General features: G+C 63.6%; 9 protein-coding genes and 1 pseudogene. 3 read left to right on the top strand and 7 right to left on the bottom strand.

What is annotated here, in order from left to right:
• The first annotated feature begins 33 nt into the window (after nucleotides 1-33).
• Nucleotides 34-603, top strand: coding sequence for a hypothetical protein (locus GEV38_RS11425; RefSeq protein WP_013972078.1), 570 nt, complete (start codon nucleotides 34-36; stop codon nucleotides 601-603).
• Between the two features lie 111 nt (nucleotides 604-714).
• Here the strand turns inward: GEV38_RS11425 and GEV38_RS11420 are convergent, their stop codons facing one another.
• From GEV38_RS11420 to GEV38_RS11410, 3 genes are all read right to left on the bottom strand, one after another.
• Nucleotides 715-2391 (bottom strand): MFS transporter, encoded by a 1677-nt coding sequence (locus tag GEV38_RS11420; RefSeq protein ID WP_013972077.1) that lies wholly within the window; start codon nucleotides 2389-2391, stop codon nucleotides 715-717.
• Between the two features lie 213 nt (nucleotides 2392-2604).
• Complete coding sequence (locus GEV38_RS11415; protein ID WP_054572810.1) at nucleotides 2605-3030, bottom strand: VOC family protein; 426 nt, start codon at nucleotides 3028-3030, stop codon at nucleotides 2605-2607.
• A 310-nt stretch (nucleotides 3031-3340) separates the two neighbouring features.
• On the bottom strand, nucleotides 3341-4267 hold the full coding sequence (locus GEV38_RS11410; RefSeq protein WP_015269963.1) for an alpha/beta fold hydrolase: 927 nt from the start codon (nucleotides 4265-4267) through the stop codon (nucleotides 3341-3343).
• A gap of 254 nt (nucleotides 4268-4521) precedes the next feature.
• On the opposite strand from GEV38_RS11410, the gene GEV38_RS11405 reads away from it, so the two are divergent.
• Nucleotides 4522-9393 (top strand): NEL-type E3 ubiquitin ligase domain-containing protein, encoded by a 4872-nt coding sequence (locus GEV38_RS11405; protein WP_311165296.1) that lies wholly within the window; start codon nucleotides 4522-4524, stop codon nucleotides 9391-9393.
• 7 nt (nucleotides 9394-9400) lie between these two features.
• Here the strand turns inward: GEV38_RS11405 and GEV38_RS11400 are convergent, their stop codons facing one another.
• Nucleotides 9401-11917 carry a UvrD-helicase domain-containing protein gene (locus GEV38_RS11400; protein ID WP_054572809.1) on the bottom strand — a complete coding sequence of 839 codons (2517 nt, stop codon included), beginning with the start codon at nucleotides 11915-11917 and terminating at the stop codon, nucleotides 9401-9403.
• 175 nt (nucleotides 11918-12092) lie between these two features.
• Between GEV38_RS11400 and GEV38_RS11395 the strand changes: the two genes are divergently transcribed.
• Nucleotides 12093-12791, top strand: a complete 699-nt coding sequence (locus GEV38_RS11395) for a pirin family protein (RefSeq protein ID WP_013972071.1) — start codon at nucleotides 12093-12095, stop codon at nucleotides 12789-12791.
• Between the two features lie 165 nt (nucleotides 12792-12956).
• Here the strand turns inward: GEV38_RS11395 and GEV38_RS11390 are convergent, their stop codons facing one another.
• From GEV38_RS11390 to GEV38_RS11380, 3 genes and pseudogenes are all read right to left on the bottom strand, one after another.
• Nucleotides 12957-13442 (bottom strand): isochorismatase family protein, encoded by a 486-nt coding sequence (locus GEV38_RS11390; RefSeq protein WP_054572808.1) that lies wholly within the window; start codon nucleotides 13440-13442, stop codon nucleotides 12957-12959.
• 88 nt (nucleotides 13443-13530) lie between these two features.
• Nucleotides 13531-13752 (bottom strand): annotated as a pseudogene (locus tag GEV38_RS11385) (LysR family transcriptional regulator); the annotation flags it as partial.
• Between the two features lie 197 nt (nucleotides 13753-13949).
• The gene (locus GEV38_RS11380; protein ID WP_173895817.1) at nucleotides 13950-24707 is read right to left on the bottom strand and encodes a peroxidase family protein; all 10758 of its coding nucleotides are present in this window, start codon (nucleotides 24705-24707) and stop codon (nucleotides 13950-13952) included.
• Nucleotides 24708-24966 lie beyond the last annotated feature (259 nt).

Raw genomic sequence — 24966 nt, 5'->3', positions numbered from 1 at the left:
CATTGCCCTCACGCGCACCAACAAGGAAAACAGATGCGCCACGAATTCAGCGAAGTGCTCAACGACCTGGTCGACTACTTTCTGCTCGGCGATATCCAGTTGCTCGAGCGCTTCAAGCAACAACATGAATTGCCCGACGACCTTGCCCATGCCTTCACCCACGGCGACAGCGGCGACCAGGCCGTGCGCGAAGGGGTCGTGCTGCCACTGGCCGGGGTCGATAACCTGCCCTACCGCATCCTGTTCACCCTGGACAACCATACCCCGGCCCTGCGCGAACCCGGCAGCCGCCTGAAGCACCGCCGCAATGGCTATGTGCTGCAGGTCGAGCACGGTGCGCTGATGCTGTACACCTGGCGCATCCTGCAGCACTTCACGCCCAAGACACTGGGTGACCTGATGGCGCGTTACCAGGTGCCGGGGCGGCCGATCATCGAGCTGGACAATGGCTGGTATGACGTGGAGGTGCTGGCGGGTGCACTGGTGCGGGACGGGCTGTACGAGCCAGCGTTCGAGTTCGTGTTGAAGAAGCGCTGGAGCCGCGGCGAGGCTGCTGGGGTGGATACCGGGTATGCCTTTGGGTTGCGTGGCTATTTCGACTGATGGGTTGACTGTACCGGCCTCTTCGCGGGCTTGCCCGCTCCCACAGGGCGCAGTGGTATCCCTGTGGGAGCGGGCAAGCCCGCGAAAAGGCCGGTACAGGCAGCCTCACCTTCAAGTGTGGTTGATATCGCGGTCCTTGGTCTCCGGCAGGAAGAAGATCCCCAGCACCGCCGTCATCACTGCAATCACGATCGGGTACCACAAGCCGTAATAGATATCCCCGGTCGCCGCCACCATGGCAAACGCCACGGTCGGCAGGAAGCCGCCGAACCAGCCGTTGCCGATGTGGTAAGGCAGCGACATCGAGGTGTAACGGATGCGTGCCGGGAACAGCTCCACCAGCCAGGCCGCGATCGGCCCGTAGACCATGGTCACGTAGATCACCAGAATGGTCAGCAGCAACAGCACCATCGGGTAGTGGATCTTCGCCGGGTCGGCCTTTTCCGGGTAGCCGGCTTCCTTCAACGCCCCGGTCAAGGTCGCGGTAAAGGCATCGCTCTGTGCCTTGAAGTCCGCTGCCGCCAGGCTGCGTCCATCAAAGCTTGGCAGCACCCGTTCACCAATGCGGATCTGCGCCACGCTGCCAGGTTCTGCCGCTTCGTTGGTATAGGGGATGGCCCGCTTGGCCAGCAGGCTCTTGGCGATATCGCACGAACTGGTGAATTTGGCCTTGCCCACCGGGTCGAACTGGAACGCGCACTGGGCAGGGTCTGCCATCACCACCACCGGGTTCTGCTCCTGGGCGACGAACACGTCCGGGTTGCCGTACTGGGTCAGTGCCTTGAAGATCGGGAAGTAGGTCAGCGCGGCGATGATGCAACCGGCCATGATTATTTTCTTGCGGCCGATGCGGTCAGACAGGCTGCCGAAGAAGATGAAGAACGGTGTGCCGATCAATAGCGAACCGGCAATCAGCAGGTTGGCGGTCTGCGGCTCGATCTTGAGCATCTGCAACAGGAAGAACAGCGCATAGAACTGCCCGGTGTACCACACCACGGCCTGGCCGGCGGTGCCACCGAGCAGCGCCATGACCACCACCTTGAGGTTGTCCCAGCGAGCGAACGATTCGGTCAGTGGCGCCTTGGACGCCTTGCCCTCGGCCTTCATCTTCATGAACACCGGCGACTCGTTGAGTTGCATGCGGATGTACACCGAAATCGCCAGCAGCAGTATCGACAGCAGGAATGGCACTCGCCAGCCCCAGGCCTCGAACACCTCGTTACCCATGGCCGTGCGGCAGGCCATGATCACCAGCAGCGAGAGGAACAGCCCCAGGGTGGCCGTGGTCTGGATCCAGGCGGTGAAAAAGCCGCGCCGGCCCTTGGGTGCATGTTCGGCCACGTAGGTGGCCGCACCGCCGTACTCGCCACCCAGTGCCAGGCCCTGCAGCAGGCGCAGGCTGATGAGGATGATTGGCGCTGCCACGCCGATCGTGGCATAGCTGGGCAACAGGCCCACCACAGCGGTGGACAAGCCCATGATGACGATGGTGATGAGGAAGGTGTACTTGCGCCCGATCATGTCGCCCAGGCGACCGAACACGATGGCGCCGAATGGCCGCACGGCAAAGCCGGCGGCAAAGGCCAGCAAGGCGAAGATGAACGAGGTGGTTTCATTGACCCCGGCAAAGAAGTGCTTGGCGATGATCGCCGCCAGAGAGCCGTAAAGGTAGAAGTCGTACCATTCGAATACCGTGCCCAGGGACGAGGCGAAGATGACCTTGCGCTCCTCCCGGGTGATACCGCGTTGGGGCGCGCTGCCCGTGGATGTGCTGTCGAGAACCGCCATGGGGTGCCTCCGTCTTGTCGTCATGCAGGCCGGGAGCACCTCATATTTTTTTCACCGTCGCACCCAGGCCCTGGGGGGCTTGCTTTGGATATGCGAAGCACGACGAGGCGGGCCGCCTCGGATCGCAGCAAGGTAAATGAAGCATAATAGGCTTTGCCGGGATATCCACCTGAACCTTGCGCGATCTCTACCGCGCGCGAGTGTGCAGGTTGCTCATGGAGCCTGCGTTGCCGGTACCGGCCCTTTCAGCTCGACCTGGTTGCCATCGGGGTCGTAGCAGTAAAGCGACAGCCCCTCGCCTTCGGCGCCATAGCGTTTTTCGGCAGGTTCGACTTTAACCCCTGCAGCTTGCAGGTATGCCGTAAGTGCCGCCTCGTCGAACGGCTCGATGCGCAGGCAGAAATGGTGCAGGTTGCGCCCCTCGGCCCCCGGCGCCGCACCACCTGGCTGGCCCAGGGGACCATCCAGGGTCACCAGGTCGATCATCGCCGTGCCCGTGGCCAGGTGGACCATGCCCAGGTCGTCGCGCACGCGGCTGACCGTGCAGCCGAGCAGCTCGGTGTAGAAGGCGACACTGCGCTCCAGGTCGCTGACCCGCAGGACGAGGTGGTCGATGTGCTTGATGACGAATGGTCGCATGCCAAGGCTCCTTGTGGCCGCTGGATTCCTGTGGGAGCGGGCGTGCCCGCTTTGGCTCATTGGTTTGCCAGGGGCCTGTAGGAGCAGCCTTGTGCTGCGAAGAGGTCGGTACTGACAATGCTTGTCTGTTGACTTTACCGGCCTCTTCGCAGCACAAGGCTGCTCCTACAAAGGACGCACCAAGCGAGCGATATCTGTTATCTGCGCGACAGCGCAGCCCAAAGAGCTGGACAACCTCCCACAAGGGATCACGCAAGCCCGATGAGATTCACCACCATAGCCCACGTGCGCATGGCATGACCATATGCAGTTATTCGTTTACCAACCGTTGCAGAACGCCCCCTTCATGGCGGGTGAGGATGCGCAGCAGTTGATCGACCAGCGCCCGGTCCGGCGCATCCAGGTGGAAGTGGTGCCCGCCCGGATGCCAGGAGATCTTCGCCTGGCTGGGCAAGGCCGCCTGGCGCCGGGTAAAGGCTTCGCCGGTGAATGCCCCCTGGCGCCCGAACAGCAGGTACAACGGGCAACGGATCTGGCTGAGCAGGTCGCAGGCTTCGCGCTCGGTCAGCGGCATGGGTTCGGGCAGCACCAGGCGTGGGTCGTGGCGCCAGCAATAGCCCTCGCCCAGTTGCAGCAGGTCACGCAGCGCCAGCAGCCGTGCCGCCTCTTCCGACAGCTCGGTGTCCAGGCGCTCGCGGCGTTGTTCCAACGCCGTGTCCAGGTCCTCGAAACGGTCGACGTCCGGCTCGGAAAAACCCTGCAACTGGCTGCGCTGCACCATGCGCTTGAGCCGGTAGGCCCGGGCCAGGTGCTGCACGCGGTCATCCTCGGCCACCGTGAACGGTGCGCCCATGCCGTCGAGGAAGGTCATGCTGGCAATACCGCTGGTCATGGCCGCCAGCAGCGACGCCACCCCGGTGCCCATGCCATGGGCCAGCACATGGAATTGCGACAGGCCCAGGCTGTCGGTCACTGCCAGCATGTCCTCGGCATGTTCCCACAGGTAGTAGCCACTGTCGTGGCGGCGATGGTCCGAGCGGCCGTGGCCAACCAGGTCGGGGGCGACCACGAAGCAGCCGTCGAGCATCGGTGCCAGGCGTTCGAACGAGGCGGCGTTGTCCAGCCAGCCGTGCAGAGCCAGCACCGGGATGCCGTCCTCCGCCCCCCAGGTGCGTACCGCTATTTCAATACCGTCGAGGTCCAGCAGGTGATCCTTGGGACTGCACAGCGAATGCATCGTAGTTCTCCCTGATAGAACGCCGGCCCATGGCCAGGCATCACATGACGCCGGCCCATACCCCACGTGCCGGCGTCATCCACACGACATGCCTACCCCATGCCTTGCTCCACCATCTCCCAACAGCCCTGCCCGCGCTGCTCCCCTACCGACGCTGTCGTGCACAGGACCGACCTGTGCATTCAACTAAATACCACCGCATGCCGAGGCGAAACCTGTCGACTGGCGCCTCCATTGATCACGGAGTATTCAGCATGACCAGCACACCCGTGCCTTTCCATCAGGCCCAGATTGTCCGTAACCTGCCTACCTGGTGCCGAACGATGCACCCCGACCATACCCGCCGCATCGTGCAGAGCGTGCGCAAGGACTACCTCGACGAAAACGGCTCGCCTTACGCCTGGTACGCTGCAGCCAGCGATGAAGACCAGGCGCGTTTGCGACAGCTGATCAGCGCCCGCAATGCCGGGTTCAAAGCGCTGCAAGCCTTGCTCGATGACTTCAGGCAGATCAGCGAATTCTGCAAGCCTTTGCTCGAGGGCCGGTTGGGCCCGGATGTCGAAGTGGACAAAGCCCAGTACCTGCACCAGCCGTTCAAGGTGTACACCACGCTGGAAAATGTCCCAGGCCTCGATTTTTCACTCGGCGGTGACGATACGTACATCAAGCGCCCCGAAGGGCCGCCACAGAAGCGCTCGCTGCTGGAAGCCGCACTGCACAATTTCGAAGGCCCCGACGAAGTGGGCCCGTTCGACACCCTGACCCTTGGCCCGGACAACGTCGCCTCACTTCCCGGGCTCGAGCCCGAAGCGTTCGTGAACCTTTGCCGAAGCCTGGACCTCGGCCAGCAGTATCAAGACCACCTGCAGGGCATTTATGAAGGCGCCAGAAAGGCCGCGATCGAACAGCAGTGGATCGATGCAAGCCAGCAGGCACTGAAAACCGAGGCAATGATCGCCTACCTCAAGGGCCTGTTGACGCTCAAAGGCCACGATGCTCTGGTACAGCTATGCGACAACGAAAGCACGCCGCGTTACGGCGAACACAAGCTTCGCTGCTGGCGCTTCAGCCTGTTCGGCATCCCGCTTCATGGCGTACTGCTGATAGGCCCCGATGAAGCCGACCAGACCAACCCCTGCATGCTCTACATTCCCCACGATTCCGAACACCCGGTGAGGGAGTTTGCTTCTTTGCAAAAGGCCGGCTCGCTGATGCGTCAACGCCTGCTGCAAACCACGTTTCGCCAGCACTTGATCAGCTTCGCTGACCAGGACAACCAGGTCGAACTGAGCCGCAAGCTCGAAAATGCCCTGTTCGAGCATGGCACCTCCACGCGCAAACCCAAGAACAAGCCTGAGCTGCACTTCAAGCGAACCCGCCTGGCCTTTCCCATCTGGCAAGTGCTTTACAGGGACCACAAGCGTCGCATCAAAGTAAATGCCAGAACGATCGCAGTACCGACCGCAGATGCCGACGCCAAGGCACGCAAGGAACGGCTGCAGCACTGGCTGGACGCAGGCATGAACGTACTGAACGTGGCCGCCTTTTTCGTGCCTGGGCTGGATGCCGCGATGCTTGGGGTGTTTGCCTACGATCTCATGGATTCGGTGTTCACCGGGTTCGAAGCCTGGGAAGAAGGCGATACCCAGGAAGCGCTGCAACAACTTGAGTCACTGGCCATCAATGCCGCCGTGATCGCCGGTTTTGCCGTCGGCAGCAGCGCGGTCAAGGCATCAGGGTTCGTCGATGCGCTGGAAAGCGTCTGGAAAGGTGGCCGCGAACGGCTTTGGCACCCAGACATGGGCCCTTACAGCACTTCGAGCTCGTTGCCGGTGGGTGTGCAGAAAAATGCCCAAGGGCTCTACATCATCAATGGCAAAACCCACGTTTGGCTTCAAGGCAAACTGTATGAGGTGTTCGAAACCGACGGACAGTGGCATGTGCGCCACCCGGACGCCCCCGATGCCTACACTCCGGCCTTGCGCTACCTCGGCGACCAGCGCTGGCAGTTGGCCCACGACAACCCGCTCGAATGGGACGATGCGCAGTTGCTCGAGGGGCTGGGCCGGTTCGGCCAGGGGCTGGATGCATCGGAGCAACTTGCCGCATTGCGCATTACCGAAGTCGACGCAGACACCTTGCGTCGCAGCCAGGTCACCGGCTCGCAGCCGCCGGCTCTGCTGGCCGATACCTTGTTGCGCCTGCGACTGGCTGACGACGTGGAGGGCATCATCACCCGAGTACGTCATGGCCAGCCTTTGGCTGCACATATGAACTTCGCGCTGCCGGAACTGGTACAGCTGCCTGGCTGGCCCGCGAACTACAGGCTGAAGGTCTTCACCGGTGCCGAAAAGTGGGGGGACGCAGTCTACTTCGGTGCGGAGCCAAAAGCCGACACGCTGCAGATCGAGATCGGCCGCGAAGAGCTTGACGATGGCGAACTGAGCAAGATTGTCCTGGCGGGGATGGATGAAGATGTCATAGAGCAGCTACTACCCGATACGCCAGTAGAGCAGCGCCCGGGCGCCCTTAACGAGCTATTGGCCAACCGCCTGTCAGCACGTCGTCGCGAAGTCTTCGCGAGCATGCTGGAAAGCCATCGCGCACCGCTTGGCGACGAAGCGCAGACCTTGGGCCGCCAGTTCCCCGGTTTGCCTGACAATGCCCTGGAAGAACTCGTCGCGCATGCCGACAGCACCGAACGCGAACGCCTGAAGAACGGGCGCGTGCCCTTGCGCGTGGCTGAAGAAGCCCGCTACCTGCAAGCTCGTGCCCGCCTCGATCGTGCCTTGACCGGCCTGTACCGAGCAGACCTGGCCAATGCCGACAGCCAACTGCTGCGTGATGCATTGGTAGCCGAACAGCCGCAGGCGAGTGAAGCCGAGCTGTTCGCCAGCGCCCTCGCCGACCGCTCGGGCTGCGCGGTGCTGCTCGGCCAGCAGCCAATCAGGCCTGGTTTTCGCTCACCCATGCGCCTGGCACATGGGCGAATCGGTTACCCGCTCAGTGGCCGAGGAGCAGGCCCTTTCGGCGAAAGCGCCGCGACACGCCGGCTCAAGTCACTTTTCCCCTCACTGAACAGCAACGAGATCAGCGCCTTGAGAGCCGAACTGAGCCAGACCGGTGACCTGGGCACGGCAGTGCGGCAACTGCAGGCAGAGTGGCAAGATCTGAAACGCTATCTGGAAACGTGGTACCTGACCGCACGCAACATCAGCCAGCGCTTCGAGCGACAACAATGCGCCGACCGCCTCAAAGCCGCCTGGCGACGGGAGGGTCCCGGCAACCTGGGCACACTCGTGCTGGAGCGAATGCAGTTAGGCGAGTTGCCAGCGATCACAGCCAGCCTGCCCCACATCCGTGAACTCAAGCTGGACGAGCTGCAACTGCAACGACTGGACAGGGCGTTCCTGTCACGCTTCCCCAACCTGCAAGTGCTGGAAGTGACCAACAACCGTACAATCGACGCGCAAGCACTGTTCGAGGCACTTGAATCGGTGCCCAGGCTGCGCACGCTGGATCTGACCAACAACACCCTTACTACCCTCTCACCCACCGCACAACGTGTGCTGGCGGCGATGCCAGACCTGCGCCAACTGAATTTGCGCCGCAACCAGCTGACACTGGATGAAGCGACATTGACTTTCCTCTGCGGCCGGCCATTGGATGTCCTGAGGCTGGGGCACAATCGCATCACGCTCGATGAAAACCTCTCCACGCGCTTTCAGGACATGATCCATCCGCAGCAACTGGACCTGGACTTCAACCCGCTGCAGCACGCGCCTGATGTACGCTACATGGCGCGGCTGCAGCGCCTGAACCTATCCAATGCTCAGTTGCAGGCATTTCCTACTGGCCTGACCACGTTGATGAATCAGCCACAGTACCAGTTGCGCTACCTGGACCTCTCATCCAACCGTATTCACCATGTTCCAGACCTCGAAGGTATCCTGCGCAGCCCCTATGCGCGGGACGTCGCCGCCCGCTTGCCCGAGCGCCGCTGGCTCTTCAACTACAACGATCTGGAGACCGAGTCGGCCAGGCGCCTGGGAGCCAGCGGCGTCAGTATCTTCGAGCACACGCCCGAAAGACAGGAGTGGCAAGGGTTCTGGCGCAATGTCGCGACAGACCCTCAAAAGCAGCTGTGGTCCGACCTGTTCGACCAGAACGACAATGGCGACCTGCAAGCGGTGTTGGAGCCCCTGACCTACTCGTTGGTAGCGCGAAGGGATCCGGATGGCCTGCGTGCCCGAGTGTGGGCACTGTTGAAGCAGGCCCACGAGGATACAGCGCTGCGCGAGCGGTTGAACGAGGTGGCGCATACCTTCCCACCCACTTGCGGCGATGCCGGCGCAGATGCATTCAGCGCCCTGGAAGTGGAGTTGCTGGCCAGCCAGGCCTCAGGGCGGGCACGGGACACGGCCAAGCCGCTGCTCGACCTTTACCGCAAGCTGTATCGTCGCGAAAAAGTCAACGAACTGGCGGACCGCATCAGCACGCATCGCATCGTGCGCAGGGCGGCGCTAGGTGGAGATGCCGGTCAGTTACCGGACCTTGACGTGCTGGATGTCCCTGCGGCAATCCCTGATGCGGTCCTGGCCAGAGAACGGGTCGACGATATCGAAGTTCGCCTGGCACTGCGCCAGTCCTTGGCCGAAGAGCTCGATTTCCCCGAACCTAGCAGCGGCATGATTTATCGCCATTTCGCCAACATAAACCAGCAAATCGTCGACAACGTCCGCGCTGCTGTGCTCGAACTCGATGCCGATTCCACCACCCGACAGCAGTGGACGAGCAAACAGCCGGTCTGGGCTGACTACCTCAAGCGCCAATATGCCAACCAGTTCGAAGCCATTACCGACTTCTGGCGCCCGGGCCTCGATTACCTGTTCTATTGCCTGGATGAAACTCAGGAGCCGGTCACGCACCTGGACGACGCGATATTACGTGCATTGGCCCCGGAAATGCCTGACCCTGCACTGGACGAAAACGGCACGCTACGTCGGGTTCCTCTCAATGAGCAAGCCTATGTCAGGGCTACGAAAGCCTTGACCGAGGCACAGCAGGAGGTGGAAGCCGGGCTACTGCTGAGCCTTACCCGGCAAGCGGACGTCCTCGATGCCTGAAGGCTGATCAATGACCTCGCAGGTCTTCGAAGAAGGCCTGCCGTCCATCCACCTGGCTCGACGCACGCGGCGCTGCCGCCGCCTCTGCGTTGGCCGCCTCCACATGCCAATAGCAGTGCCTGACCGCGCGGGTTACCGCCACATAGGCCAGGCGCTGCACCTCTTCCTTCTGTGCGGTATCGAACGGCTGGGCATCACCGGCCTTGCCCAACCCGGCCTGGCGATACACCTGGTTCTTGTAGGGCGAGCTGGTCAGGTACTGACAGTCGCCCAGCATGAACACTGCATCGGCCTGCAAGCCTTTGGCACTGTGGTAGGTCAACTGCCGCAGACGACGCTGCTCGGCCGGCAACGCCGCTTCGGCGTGCAGCACGCCCTGCAGGTGCTCGTTCATCAGCGCCCTGTCGCTGCCCTTGCGGTAAAGCATCATCACCGTCTCGCCACGCTGGTAGTGCTCGATCAGCGTTTCACCCAGGGCTGCCTCGTCACGGTCGAATACCTTGACCGGCGAGCCTGGCAACTCGGCCGCCGGCCCACTGGCCCGGGCTTTCTTGCCGGCTATCGCCGGGGTGCCCTTGACCAGGTGCTCGGCCGCGTCGATCACCTGCTGCTGGCAACGGTAGTTGTCGACCAGCATCACCCGGGTGTTGGCCGGCGACGGGAAGGCCTTGGTGAACTCCATGAAGTACTTGGGCGAACTGCCACGCCAGCCGTAGATCGACTGCCAGTCGTCGCCCACACACAGCAGCGACGAATGCTGCGCATGGCGCCCGATGTGCATCGCCGGGCCGCGACGACGGATCTCGGCGAGGCTGGCCCGCAACCAGCTGACGATCTGCGGCGACACATCCTGGAACTCGTCGATCATCAGGTGCGCCAGCGGCCGCAGCAACGGGTCGGGCAGCAGTTGCAGGTTTTCCGGGTTGTTCTCGCCGAACAAGGCGAACATGCGGTTGTAGCTCATCACCGGCGGCGACTGGTCCAGCAGGTGGGCCTCCAGGGCCTTCCAGTACAGGGCCAGGGCCTCGAAAAACAGCGCATCGCTGTCGCCGGAGGGGAAGCTCATCGCCGCCACGGCAGTGTTCACTTCCAGGCCGAGGTTCTCGATGAAATTCGCCGCGCCGACAAAGGCATCGAGCAGTGGCGCCGGGGCCAGTTCGCCCTTGACCTTGTATTCGAAGCCGGGGCCGGCCACGGCATCACCGGCCAGCGAGGCTGCCAGGCGCCGGGCCATGGCGTAGTTGTCGAGCCAGATCAGCGGCTGGTCGCAGAAGGCCTGCAACAGGGTGCGCTTGACCGCCCACTCGGCACGCACCGCCAGCTTGGCGCCGGGGCGCTGGTACTGCGCGCTTTCCGCAGGGTCGAAGCCCAGCACGAGCAAAGGCCCCTGGCCGGCCAGACGACCATGCACATGGAAGCGGCTGCCACGGATCTCGATGGTCTCGCGGCAGGGTTCGATGCCCTTGATCGGCCAGGCGCCGGCGGCGAACCACAGGTCTTCGATCACATCGCACAGTTCTTCGTCGCGCTGGGCGGCCAGCTGGGTTACCTGGGCGCGCTTCTGCACATCGGGGTTGTTCGGGTCCAGCGGCTTCAGCTGCAGGGCTTCGCTGCGCAACAGGCCGACCAGCTCGGCAAAGCGCTGGCTCTCGCCCAGCAGCGTGCTGTAGCACTGGTTCAGCTGCTGGCGCTGGGCATCGTTCAGGCGCAGGTCGAACGGGTTGCTCTCGGCCTCGGCTTCACGCCCGGCCGGCATCTCGTTGCCCAGCGTTTCGAACGCGCGCACCTGGCCAAAGCCCGGCAGGCTGCGCACCAGCGGCAGGATGCGCGAATGGAACGTGCGCACAAGCTCGCGGGCCTGTGGCGGTTGCAGGTTGATCTGCCACAGGGCGAAAACCTGCAGCAGGCGCTTGATGAAGTCCTTGCGCGACTCACGGGTGAAGGTGACCACGGTCATCGCATCGAGCTCGTAGCCCAGGTAGTGGCGCAACAGCAGGATGCGCAGCACCAGCGAGGTGGACTTGCCCGCCCCGGCCCCTGCCACCACGCAGGTGGACGGTGTGTCACTGAAAATCAGCTTCCATTGCGCGGCACTGGGTTGCGCCTCGGCGGGCAGACGCTGGGCGACATCGGCCTTGAAACGCTTTTTCAGCTCGGCAGTCAGCGGCAGGCGCCAGTCATCGAACAGGTTGTCATCCCGGCCCGGTACGGCGGCGGTGTCTGGCCGGGTGTCGCGGATCACCAGCACCTGGCGCCCGGCCTCGTAACCTTCCACCCGCCCGCGTTCGAACCCTTCACGCACGCCATCGGCATGGCCACTGCGCTGGCCGCTGGCGTGGCCGAGGAACCAGGAGTCGCGGTGCTGGGCCTGCAGGCGGGTCAGGCCACGCCCCAGCAGGCGGGCCGCCAGGCGGCGAAACCAAGGCAGTTGTGCAGGAGGGGTAAGGTCGGCGGGGGCCTGGGGTTGCTCGTGGGCCACGGTCACTCCGTTGAAAACCAAATTCAGCGGGCATGTTCGCCGCATCGACAAAAAATCGCCAGCGAATGCTTGCAGATCAGTGGATTAGGCGATGAAGCGAATAAAACACTCGATCGCATTAAATCAATTTTACTGATTGTTTTAAGCCGATATTTACGCTTATTTTCGATGCTTCTTTGACGCATCATGGCCTCATTCCACTGATTCAAGGAGCACGACCATGCTGCAACTGCGACCGTTCGAAAGCCTCGGCCACGCCAACCACGGCTGGCTCGACGCCCACCACCATTTCTCGTTTGCCGAGTACTACGACCCGGCGCGCATGCACTGGGGCAACCTGCGGGTGTGGAACGACGACCTGATCGCTGCCGGCAGCGGCTTCCCGCCGCACCCGCACCGCGACATGGAAATCATCACCTATGTGCGTGAAGGCGCGATCAGTCACCAGGACAGCCTGGGTAACAAAGGCCGTACCGAAGCCGGTGACGTGCAGGTGATGAGTGCCGGCACTGGCATCGTGCATAGCGAGTACAACCTGGAAGACGTCGACACGCGTATTTTCCAGATCTGGATCGTGCCGGAGCGCACCGGCGAAGCACCGCAATGGGGTACCCGGCCGTTCCCCAAAGGTGAGCGTGGCGAAGGCTTCGTGACCCTGGCCAGCGGCCGTGCGGGCGATGAGGACAGCCTGCAGATCCGCACCGATGCGCGGCTGGTGGCTGCCACCCTGCGGGCCGGTGAAACTGCCGAGTACCGCTTCGATACCGCTCGCCGGGGTTACCTGGTGCCGGCCAAGGGGCTGGTGGAGGTCAACGGGCTGCGTGCCAAGGCGCGCGATGGCGTGGCGATCGAGCAGGAGGAGGTGCTGCGGGTGACCGCCATCGAGGACAGCGAGATCGTGCTGGTGGATGTGGCCTGAGGCTTTCGTCTTGCGACGCGTTCTCTGTAGGAGCGGCCTTGTGTCGCGATCGGGCTGCGCAGCAGCCCCTCGATTTCAGCTGCGCTGCACATATTGCCGGGTCCGCCTTGCGGCCCTTTCGCGACACAAGGCCGCTCCTACAATTTAGGCCTTTTGGCTACGGTTCTAGCCTAGCGCAGCCACTTCGGCGAGCACCTCGGCCGAGGTGGTGACCTGGCGGAAGTGATGCTTCCACAGGTCGGTGCCCAGTTTGCCCGACCTGTCCAGCGAAGACCCTACAGTCATGTCCGTGACCAGGGTGGGCATCAGCCCCGCATCGAACAGGGCAAAACCGGCGGCCAGCACGCAAGTTTCGGTCTGCAGCCCACATACCAGCACCCTCTCCACGCCCAGTTGCCGGATGTACTCGATGGCCTCGGCGCTCTGCCCGTAGCCATGCTTGACGAACACCTGGTCGGCCTCGACCAGGCTCTCGTCCTCCGCCGCCGGGTGCCAGCCAAGCTGGCGCTCGAACGGCGTGACCTGTTCGTCGTGCAACTCGACCGAGGCAATGGTGGGGATGTTGGCCGACAACCGACGCAGGCCATCGACCAGCCACTCGGGCGGGCTGAAGGTGGACTGGACATCGACAATGAGCAAAACCTGGCGCATGGGCGGATTCCGGGCATGGGCAAAGGCGCGGAGTATAACGCGATCGCCTGTGGGAAAGGCCTCAATGCCACGCTGCCAGGTTGTCCCCCTGGTAATCGCCAAGCACTTCCACCAGGCGCCCGCTGCGCAGGTGATCGGCCAGGTTCCACCCGGCCCGCAACAGGATACCCTGCCCGTCCAGCGCCCAGTTCAGGGCGACCTCGCCATCATTGGTGCTGAGGCTGCCATGCACCTTCACCGACTCGCTCTGCTTGCCGCGGCTCAGCCGCCAGATACCGAACGCGGCGTCATTCTGGCGTAACACGATGCAGGTTGCTCCCACAGGTTCACCACAGGGCTGAGTATTGTGGGGTATCTGTGAGTTATCTGTTGCCTGAACCAACCTCATCGCGGGCAAGCCCGCTCCTACAGGGGTATCACCAAGCCTGAGGGCAGTGATATCCCTGTAGGAGCGGGCTTGCCCGAGAATGGGCCGCAGAGCGGCCCTTGCTGCGTTCTCCCAGGCCCTCAACCTGCCAGGTTGAAGTCCGCTACGGTCACCGTGGTTGCATCCGCCACCCCCACCAGGCGGATGGAGTCGGTAGCACCGATGCTGACCAGCGTGTCATTGCCGACATCGGCGATGGTGACGTTGGCGGCAAAGGTGGCAGCGGTAATGTTGAGGGCAGAGATATCCAGCCGGTCCTGGCCACCCTGCGGGACTGCGTCGAAGTTGATGATCAGGTCATTGCCGAAGCCTGCACTGAACAGGAAGACATCATTGCCATCGGTGGCCATCATCGTGTCGTTGCCGGCACCGCCCTCGACGGTATCGTTACCCGCCCCACCGTTGAGGAAGTCATTGCCGGCACCGCCCTGCAAGGTGTCATTGCCAACGTCACCAAACAGCGTGTCGTTGCCATCGCCACCCTGCAGCACATCGACGCCGTTGCCGCCGTCAAGGTTGTCATCGCCGGCACCACCCTGCAGGCTATCGTTGCCGGCGTCCCCGAACAGCGAGTCGTTACCGGCGCCGCCGTCGAGGGTGTCGTTGCCAGCGCCACCGTTCAGGGTGTCGCTGCCCAGGCCACCGAGCAACTGGTCGTTGCCGCCATCGCCGTTGAGGGTGTCGTTACCCGCCGCGCCGGTAATGATGTTCGCCAAGCCATTGCCGGTACCGGTGAAGTTGCCCGCCCCGATGTAGGTCAGGTTCTCGACGTTGGCACCCAGCGTGTAGCTGGCCGCCGTGGCACGCACGGTATCCGTACCGGCAGCCGTAGCCTCGACTACCACATCCCCGGCGTTGTCCACCACATAGGTGTCGTTGCCCAGGCCACCGACCAGGCGGTCGATACCGGCACCGCCATTGAGCAGGTCATTGCCAGCACCACCGGTGATGGTGTTGGCCAGCGTGTTGCCAGTACCCGTGAAGTTGCCTGCCCCGGTAAAGGTCAGGTTTTCGACGTTGGCACCCAGGGTGTAGCTGGCAAGGGTGGTCTGCACCAGGTCGACACCGCCGTTCAGCGCCTCGCTCACGGTATCGCCGAGGTTGTCGACCACGAAGGTATCGTTGCCTGCACCGCCAACCATGGCATCCGCACCAAGCCCGCCGTTGAGGGTATCGTTGCCGGCACCGCCGTCGAGGCTGTCGGGGTCGTTACCCCCGTTGAGGATGTCGTTACCATCACCGCCGAACAGTTGGTCGGCGCCGCCAAGGCCGTTGAGCACATCGTTGCCGCCCAGCCCCGAGAGCGTGTCGTTGCCCGCGCCACCGGTCAGGGTGTTGGCCCCGGCAGTACCGACCAGCACCACGCCTGCCGGCGGCACCACCGCCGCAGTCGCTGCCGATGTCAGCGATTCCAGGGTGCCGAAGGCGTCGGTGTAGCTCACGACCACCCGCAACTGCCGGTTACCCTGTTCGAAGCCCGGAGTGAAGGTTGCAGCAGTGGCACCCGCGATGTTGCTGAAGGTGCCGCCAATGTTCTGCTGCCACTGGAAGCTGAACGCGCCCAGCCCATCCAGGTCGGCGATACTGCCGGTGAGGGCGGTCAGCGTCTGGCCCTGGTCTGGCGTGGTGTCGCTGATCAGCACGGCACCGGTGGGCGCATCGTTGACGTTGGCCACCGGGTCGAGGATGTCGGAGGCGATGCTTTCCTGTACACCGAAGTCATCCACGTAGCTGACCACCACCCGCATGTTCTGCCCCACCTGGTTCTGGGTAAGGAGGAAGGTGCTGTTGATGGCGCCAGCAATGTCGACCCAGCCGGTACCCCGGTTTGACTGCCACTGGAAGGTGAACCGCGGGTTGCTCAGGCCGTCGGCATCGACAATGGTTGCCGGGTTGGCGGTGAGCGTCTGGTTCTGCACCAGCAGCCCGGTCACGGTAGGCCCGGCGGTCGGCGCGTTGTTCGGCGCCGAATCGACGATTTCCAGCGTGCCCTTGGTGTCCTGGTACACCGCGCGTACGCGGATGTTCAGCCCCGCCACATCGTCCGTGACCCGGTAGGTGGTACCGACAGCTCGCGAAACCTCGCCGGCAGCAACGAAGGTGATGTCTTCATAGACCCCCGAACCTGGCAGGGTCTCTACTTGCCAGTAGTACGCCACCGGGCCGGTGATCGCACCGGTCAGGTTGGTTGCGCTGACATTGTCCGCGTCATGTACCGCCAGCGGGGTAACCCGCAGCAGCTGGCCGCTTACCGGTGTGTCGTCACGCACGCCGGTGGCAGCGTCAAGGATCACCAGGCTGCCGGTGGGGCCGGCGTTGACGGCGGTACCCACACCGGAAGCTTGCGAGCCATCCGAGAACTGCAGGCGCTCAATGCCGGTCAGGCGGTCGACACCATCACGCCCGGCCACCGAGTCGGTGACGATCACCGAGTTGCCATCGACTACCACGCTGTAGTCGCTGGCCACCCCGGAGTACACCGCCGTGTCGTAGCTTTCGGTGCCGTTGAGGATTTCGCGAACGATCACCAGCTGGCCCGGGTTGTAGGTGCCTTTGAGCATCAGCGGCACCATCGGCTCCATGCTGTCGAAGCTGGCGATTTCCGGGCCGGTGCCGTCGCTGTTGGCGCGCACGCTGATGCGCACGTTCAGCCACTTGTCACCGTCGAGGATGTCGTCGCCACCGCGGCCTTCGATCAGGTCGCTACCACTGCCACCGAGGATGATGTTGCCACCATCGTAGAACGTTGCACCGGCGGCCAGCAGGCTGGACAGGCCGTTGATCAGGCTGATGTTGGTCAGTACGCTGCCGTTGGCGCCATTGGTCGGCAAGGTGGCAGAGGTTTCGCTGTCACCACGCAGGAAGTCACCATGAGCCGACCCCGACAGGCCTTCCATGATGTCGAAACGCACCAGCGCAGACGCGCCCGAGCCCGGTACCGGCGGCACATTGAAGAAGCGGTCGCTGAAGTCGACAGTCACGCCCTGGGCCAGCCCCTTGAAGGTCGCCCAGTCGTAGCCGGAGCCACCGATGTAGCGGTCACCGAAGCCCAGGCTGCCGACCATGATGTCGTCACCGCCTTCACCGTTGAACTTGTCGTTCTCGTTGCCACCGATGAACACGTCGTTGCCGATGATCGGGTCGTTGCCGAGCGGGTCGAAGTTGTCGCCAGGCGCACCGTCCGAGGTGCCCTTCTCGATCCAGTCGTCACCTTCGTTGCCCATGTCCTGCTCGTTGGCCTTGCTGCCCAGGATGAAGTCGTTGCCCTGGCCGCCAATGGCTTCGGAGGCGTCCTCACCGGTGACGATGAAGTCGTTGCCGAAACCGCCGATGATCAGGTTGACGCCATTACCGCCGTGCAGCACATCGTTGCCGTCGCCGCCCTGGATGTTGTCGTCACCACCCATGTCGCTGATGATGTCGTCGCCGGCACCACCACGCAGTTGGTCGTTGCCGTCGCCACCCTCGATGCGGTCGTTGCCGCCATCGCCCCAGACAGTGTCGTCACCCTCGCTGGAAACCAGGATGTCGTCACCGTTGGTGCCACCCAGCACGATATGCTGGTCACCGGCGTAGCGTATGTAGTTGGTGTCCGGGCCTACTGTCAGCGGGCTGTCGCGGAACACCACCTGCTCGCCGTTTTCGCCCACTGGGTCGGCATTGCCCAGCCCTTCGTTGAACTGCTTGCTCTGGTCCACTTCCAGGTAGAAGCCAACGTCGGAGAACACCAGGCCCGGCAAGTGGGTGGCCGAAGTGTTGGCCATGATCAGCTTGGCGAACGAGTTGCTTTCCAGTTCGGCGTTCATCGACAGGCCGGCGGTGCGCTCCAGGTAGTAGAAACGGTCGCCGTCCTGCAGTTTCTCCATCTGGTTTTCGAACACGAAGTTGAACGTGCTGCCCAGCATGCCGCCGAACGGGGTTTTCGCCTCCGCCAGGCCACCGATCCACAGGTCGATAGCATCGACACCGGTCACGGTCACTGCCCGCAGGTCATCGACGGTGCCGAGCACGCCATCCTTGCCAGGCAGGGTGACGTTGGCGTAGGCGCCGGTGCTGTTGAGGAACTCCAGGCGATCGGCTGGCGCGCCGTCGCCGCCGAACACCAGGGCCATGGCCGCCGCGCGTTTCTCCAGCAACGTGGTGGCCCCGGTGATGGTGCTGTGGGTGCCGTAGGCGGCGATGAAGTTGATCAACGACTCCGGATGCTTCAGGTGCTGCACCAGGTCGACCCAGCTGGTGTAGGGCTTGAGCTGGGTATCGCCGGTTTGCGCGTAGATGTCCCGACGCACTGCGTTCAGCGAAGGGATACCGACGTCGCGGCCCCGAGCGATGTTGATCGCCGGCAGGTCCAGCGGCAGGCCGAGCAGGTTGTTGCGCAGCGCCTCGGTGACGAACTCATCGATTTCGTTACCGGCCTGGCGGGTTACCCCGCGCACGATGGCGCTGGTGGCATCCTCGGGGGTGACGCCACTGGCGGCATACGCCAGCGGGTTGAGGAACGCCGCGATCAGGCCCAGTTGCTGGTCGGGGTTGGCGCTGGCCGGGTCACTGATGACGGTGAAGTCGACGTCGAAGCGGTCGACGGTTTCGGTCAGCATCGAGTGGCCGAAGCGGTACACGGTGTGGGCGAATTCGGCCACGATCGACGCATCGAGGTCGACGTCATACACCTGGGTCGGGGCGAAGAACAAGTCGACCCGCGGCTGCACGGTACGGGCGAACTCCTCGAACACCAGGTGCTGGTACTGCATCTCGGTACCGAACTTGGCGGCCTGGAACAGCCGCTCGCCATTCCACACCAGTGCGTCGATCTCGGCCTGGTTGGCCGGCAGCGCGCTCAACGGGTTGAGCAGCCACTCGTTGATGAAGGCCAGGTCACCCGAGTCGAGCACGGTGTCCATGGTCTGCGCCACCAGCCGGTTGTGCTCGGAGTGGAAGATCGCATGCACGGCGGTCAGGCCGATGTTCTCGTTGACCCTGCCGTCGCCGGCGATGTAGTGCGCATCGAGCAGCTCGTTGTCGTAGGCCAGGTTGGCGCCAGTCTGCGGGTTCACCGGCACGGCGTTGCCGACATCGGTATCAGCATCAGGCACCAGCACGCCATTGCTGAACACCGGCACGGCATTGTGGGCGATGTCGGCAAGGAACTGGTGACCAGTGCGCACGGCGTTGGTCAGGTCGATCGGCGCCAGCGGGTTGCCCTCGACCTGCTGGTCGTCGGCCGTGCCGGCAATGCCGTCGGCGCCTTTCATGATCACCATCGGGAAGCCGTTGGGCCCCTTGATGAAGTTGCCGTAGGCATCGGTCGCCAGCAGCGGCACGTTGTCTACGTCTGCATCGGTCAGGTTTATGCCCAGTACGTCACGAGCTTGGGCCTTGACCACCTTCCAGGTCGCCATGCCACCAATTTCGGTGTCGTCGGCGGTACCGTAGCGGCCGTCGGCGCCCAGGTCCCGGTTGGTGATCAACCGGCCGGTGGCAATAGGCCCGTCGTCAGTCAGCACATAGCCGCGCAGGAACACCTGGTGCGAGGGGTGCGAGCTGTAGGTCTGGTTCTGGTCCACGAACGGCGAGGTGGTATTGGTGTGCTCGTGGATGTCGTCGGCCGTGCCAAGCACGCCGTCCGGTCCAGGCTGGTTGGTCGCACGTGTCACCACCATGAAGTTGGTGAAACCGCCCTCCACGTACAGCGGGTCATCCGGTTGCAGTGGGATGTAGATGGTGCCCGAGCCCCCCTTGGTGACCAGGTCCAGGCCATGGTCGAAGAACTGCCCGAAGAAGGTCATCCAGGCGTTGAACGGCGCGGACAGGCCGGCATCGGCGGCGGTGTTCTCGAACAGGTAAACGTCGTGATCGTCGTCGGTGCCGAACTGGCCGTCCAGGCCCGGGCTGGCGACAATGCGCACGCCGTCCTTGAGCACGTCGTCATTGCCCTCGACGCCGAAGTTGAGCACGCCGTCCGCACCCGGATCATACGCGGTGGCATAGGCCGCCGGGTTGTTGGAGGTCTGGTCGACGATCAGGTTACTGATGGTGCGCGGCTGCGAATCGAACACCGGGCCACTGGTCTGCTCGTACGACGAGCCCGGAATGGCCGGCGAGCCAGGGCCGAAGAAGCCGGCCGGTGCACCTTCGGCCGGGTTGAACACCGGGTCGGTCACGCGCGGGAAGACGTTATCGGCCGCACCGAACTCGGTGTTGTTGATGCCGTTGAGGTTCATCAGGTTGTTGTTCGAACCATCCACCGCCCGCAGGCCGAGTGGCGCACGGATGTTGGGCAGCAGCGAGAGGATGTCTGCCCCGTTGGCGTCGGCCTCGGCGATCTTGATCTGCTCGAGGATGAAGTTGAGGTCGGAGCGCACCATGTGCAGCCCGGCACCGCCTGCCGTGGCATCCACCACCGGCGTGGCTGGCGTCGGTACCACAGGGGCGCCCGGTTGCACCACGGTGGTGGGCTGGGAGAACAGCACTTCGGTGGTGCCATGGGCGTCCTGGTAGATCGCCTTGACCCGCAACGACAACCCGGCCAGGTCCGGCGACACCTTGAACGTGGTGCCGTCGGCGCTCTGGAACGCCAGGTCGCCTGCCGGCAGCAGGATGATGTCTTCGAACACACCGCTGCCCGGGGTGGCCTCGAACTGCCAGTAGTACGACACCGAACGGTCAGCGAGTGTGCCAAGCGGGTTGCCGGCGCTGATGTTGTCGGCATCCCGCACGCCGGCCACGTTTACCGTAAGGAGGTCGCCCACGGTAATCGCGCCGCCGTTGTTATCAGTAACGGCCGGGCTGCCGACAGGCTGCGCATTCTGCCCTTCCACCAGCACCCGCTGGCTGTCGGAGAACTGCAGGCGCTCGATGTGCAGCAGGGTATCGACACCATCGCGGCCGGCCACGTTGTCGGTCACCGTCCAGACGTCATCGGAAGTGTCCAGCGTACCTTTGGTGTTCTGCGTCACCGTGTACTCGCTCTGCACCCCCGAAAACACCGCCGTGTCGAACGCCGCCCCACCCGTCGAGGTGCCGGGCAGGATTTCCCGCACGGCCTTGAGCTGGCCAGGGTTGTAGGTGCGGTCGAGCATGAACGGAATCATGTCGACCATGCTGTCGAAGCTGGCGATTTCAGGGCCGGTGTGGTTGACGTCTCCCGGCGCGTACACGGCGATGCGCACGTTGAGCCACTTGTCGCCGTCGATCAGGTCATCACCGCCACGGCCTTCGATCAGGTCGCTGCCGTTGCCGCCGAGCATGATGTTACCGGTGGCAAAGCCGGTGGTCGGCAATCCGGCATCGGCCAGGAACTGCTGCAGGCCACGGATCAGCGCCACGTTGGTCAGCGCACTACCGGTAGCACCACCATGGTTGAGGATGGTCACGGCATCGACATTATCGCCCTTGAGCACATCGGCGAAGTTCGAACCGGACACGCCCTCGACCTCGGCGAAGCGGTCGAGGATGGAGGCCGGCGAGGCGCCGACCGGGTTGAAAATACCGGTGTTCTGGTTCGGAGCGTTGCCATGGGGTTGAGCCAGGGCGGCCAGGGTCAGGTCGACGGTGACGCCGACCTGGTCATTCTTGTTGGTAATCCAGTCGAAACCGGACATGCCATCCATCTTGTCCTGGGCATCGCTGCCGACAAAGATGTCATCGCCGCCCTCGCCTATCATTTCGTCGAAGCCGCCACCACCGACGAAGATGTCGTTGCCGACCACTTCGTCACCCAGCAGCGGCGCAAAGTTGTCGCCGGGCGCACCGTCCTGGGTGCCCTTCTCGATCCAGTCGTCACCCTCGTTGCCGGTCGGTGGCAGGTTGGTCTTGGCGCCGAGAATGAAGTCGTCGCCCTGGCCGCCGAAGGTGAGGCTGATGTCTTCGGTGGTGATGATGAAGTCCTGGCCGTTGCCGCCCAGGATCAGGTTGCCGGCCGCCAGCATGCTGCCGGCAACGATGACGTCGTTGCCATCGTTGCCTTCCAGGCGGTTGTCGCCGAAGGAGTCGGTGATGATGTCATCACCGGCACCGCCCAGCACCGCATCGTTGCCCGCACCGCCTTCCAGGGTGTCGTTGCCGGCGTCGCCGTAGAGCGTATCGTCGCCCTCACTGGAGATGATGATGTCGTTGCTGGCGGTGCCGCCCAGCACCACGTGGTCTTTGCCGGTGTAATGCAAAAAGTTGGTGTCGGTGCCCACGGTATCGGGGTTGTCGCGAATCACCTGCGACACCACTTCGACACCGTTGATCATGATGCCGCCCGTCGGGTCGGCCCGGCCGTCGGCGCCCAGGCCGGTGAACTGCTTGGTCTGGTCCACTTCCAGGGTGAAGGTGGGCGTGAGGAACACGGTGTTGGACAGGTGGGTGACATCGGAGTTGAGCATGATCAGCTTGGCGAAGGAGTTGTTCTCCAGTTCGGTGCCGAAGTTCATGCCCGCCGTACGCGACAGGTAGTAGAACCGATCGCCGTTCTGCAGGGCTTCCAGCTGGGTTTCGAAGACGAAGTTGAAGCTGGAGCCGAGCATTCCGCCGAACGGCATTTTCTTCTCGGCCAGGCCGCCGACCCAGAAGTCGATGGCATCGACACCGGTCACGGTCACCCCGGTGATGTCATCGGCGGTGCCGGCGATGCCGTCGGCACCGGCCAGTGTCACGTTGGCATAGGCGCCGGTGCCGTTGAGGAAGTCCAGGCGGTCTGCTGGCGCGCCGTCACCGCCAAGCACCAGCGCCACGGCAGCGGCGCGCTTGGCCGCTTCGGTGTCCGCCCCGGTGATGGTGGCGTGGGTACCGTAGGCGGCGATGAAGTTGATCAGCGACGCCGGGTGCTTGAGGTGGTCGGCAAAGTCGGCCCAGCTGATGTAGGGCTTGAGCTGGCTGTCGCCAGTCATGGCGTAGAACTCGCGGCGCGCCTCGTTCAGGGTTGGGATGCCCGTGTCACGGCCACGCGCGATGTTCAGCGCAGGCAGGTCCAGCGGCAGGCCGAGCAGGTTGTTGCGCAGCGCTTCGGTGACGAACTCGTCGATTTCGTTGCCCAACTGGCGGGTGACACCGCGGATGATCGCACCGGCCGCTTCATCGGCAGTGGCGCCACTGCCGGCGAATGCCAGCGGGTTGAGGAAGGCAGCGATCAGGCCCAGCTGCGGGTCGTCATTCACCGTGGCGAACGTCGGGTCGTAGCGGTCGACGGTTTCGGTCAGCATCGAGTGGCCGAAGCGGTAAACCACATGGGCGAACTCGGCGAGGATGGCCGGGTCGATCGAGGTGTCATAGCCGTTGGGGGCGAGAAACTCGTCGATCTGCGGCTGAATGGTGCGGGCGAACTCCTCGAACACCAGGTGCTGGTACTGCATTTCGGTGCCGAACTTGGCAGCCTGGAACAGCCGCTCGCCGTCCCATACCAGCGCGGCGATTTCGGCGGGCGTGGTGGGGATGGCAGCGACATCATCGATCAGCCACTGGTTGAGAAACGCCAGGTCACCGGCGGCCAGCAGGGTGTCCTTGGTCTGCTGCACCAGGCGGTTGTGCTCGGAGTGGAACACATGGTGCACGGCAGTCAGGCCGATGTTCTCGTTCACCCGGCCGTCGCCGGCGATGTAGTGGGCGTCGAGCAGTTCGTTGTCGTAGGTCAGGTTGTTGCCGCCAGGCCCGGTTGGTTGCGCGTTGCCGACGGCAATATCGGCGTCGGCCTGCAGCACACCGTTCACGATCACCGGCGCGGCGTTGTGGGCGATGTCGTCAAGGAAGCCATGCCCGGTGCTGACGGCATTGGCCAGGCTGATCGGCGCGTCGCGGTTGCCTTCGACCAGCGTGGTGACGTCGTCGGCGGTGCCGGCGATGCCGTCAGCGCCATTGTTCACGCGCATCACCACCTGTGGCATGCCGTTGGGCCCACGCAGGAAGTTGCCGTAGGGGTCGGTGGCCAGCAGTGGCACGCTGTGCACATCGGCGTCGGTCAGGTTTATGCCGAGCAGGTCGCGGGCCTGGGCCTTGACCACTGCCCAGGTGGCCATGCCACCGCTTTCGCCATTGCCATCGTCGGCGGTGCCGAAGCGGCCATCGGCGCCCAGGTCACGGTTGGTGATCAACCGCCCGGTGGCTACCGGGTCGCCTGCAGCATTGAGCGTGTATTCACGCAGGAACACCTGGTGCGAGGGGTGCGAGCTGTAGGTCTGGCTCTGGTCGACGAACGGCGAGGTAGTGTTGGTCTGGCCATCGTCGGCAGTACCCACCACACCATCGGCGCCTGCAGTACGCACGGCGCGCGGCAGCACCATGAAGTTGGTCGGGCTGCCTTCGACGTACAGCGGGTCGTCCGGCTGCAGCGGGATGAACACCACGTCGGTGCTGCTCTTGGTGACCAGGTCCAGGCCGTGGTCGAAGAACTGGCCGAAGAAGGTCATCCAGGCGTTGAAGCCGGCGGTCAGGCCGACGTCGGGCGACACGTTGGGGATGAAGAACACCTCCGTGTCGTCAGCGGTGCCGAATACCCCGTCGATGCCGGGGCTGATCACCGGGGCGGCGCCGCCATTGGCTTCGACCGCTGCCGGGTTGTTCGCCGTCTGGTCGACGATCAGGTTGCTGATGGTGCGGGGTTGCGAGTCGATGACCGTGCCGGTGCCGGCATAGTCGCCGGTGAAGGATGGGCTGAGCAGGCGCAGGAACGAAGTGTCGGCGGCGCCGAACTCGCTCTGCCCGGTCACCAGGTTGTTGTAGCTGCCGTCCACGGTACGCAGGCCGAACGGCACCTGGCTGTTGGGCAGCAGGTCGATCAGGCTGGCGCCATCGGCATGCGCTTCGGCGATGAAGATCTGCTGAAGGATGAACTCCAGGTCCGACTTGCTGAAATCTGCCATTTCAATTGCCCTCGATCTGTCGGGAGATGACTCAGGGCAACAGGGTCCTTCCCGCGCCCAGTCAATGTGACGTGCGCAGTTCTGATTTTGGGTTCTGGGGCAGTTGGGCACTACGGTGCTGCGTTATCGCCACTGGCCTCATCGCCGGCAAGCCGGCTCCCACAGGAACGGCGGGAACCTTGTAAATGGTGCGATACAGGTTGGTACCGCACACACATCGACCCCAGCTCGCACAGGGTCCGAATACATCAGACTAAAG

It is taken from the genome of Pseudomonas sp. 13159349, from assembly GCF_013305685.1.
Classification (GTDB): Bacteria; Pseudomonadota; Gammaproteobacteria; order Pseudomonadales; family Pseudomonadaceae; genus Aquipseudomonas; species Aquipseudomonas asiatica.
Note: the sequence above shows the minus strand (reverse complement) of the source record. Positions and strands in the feature narration are given on the sequence as shown.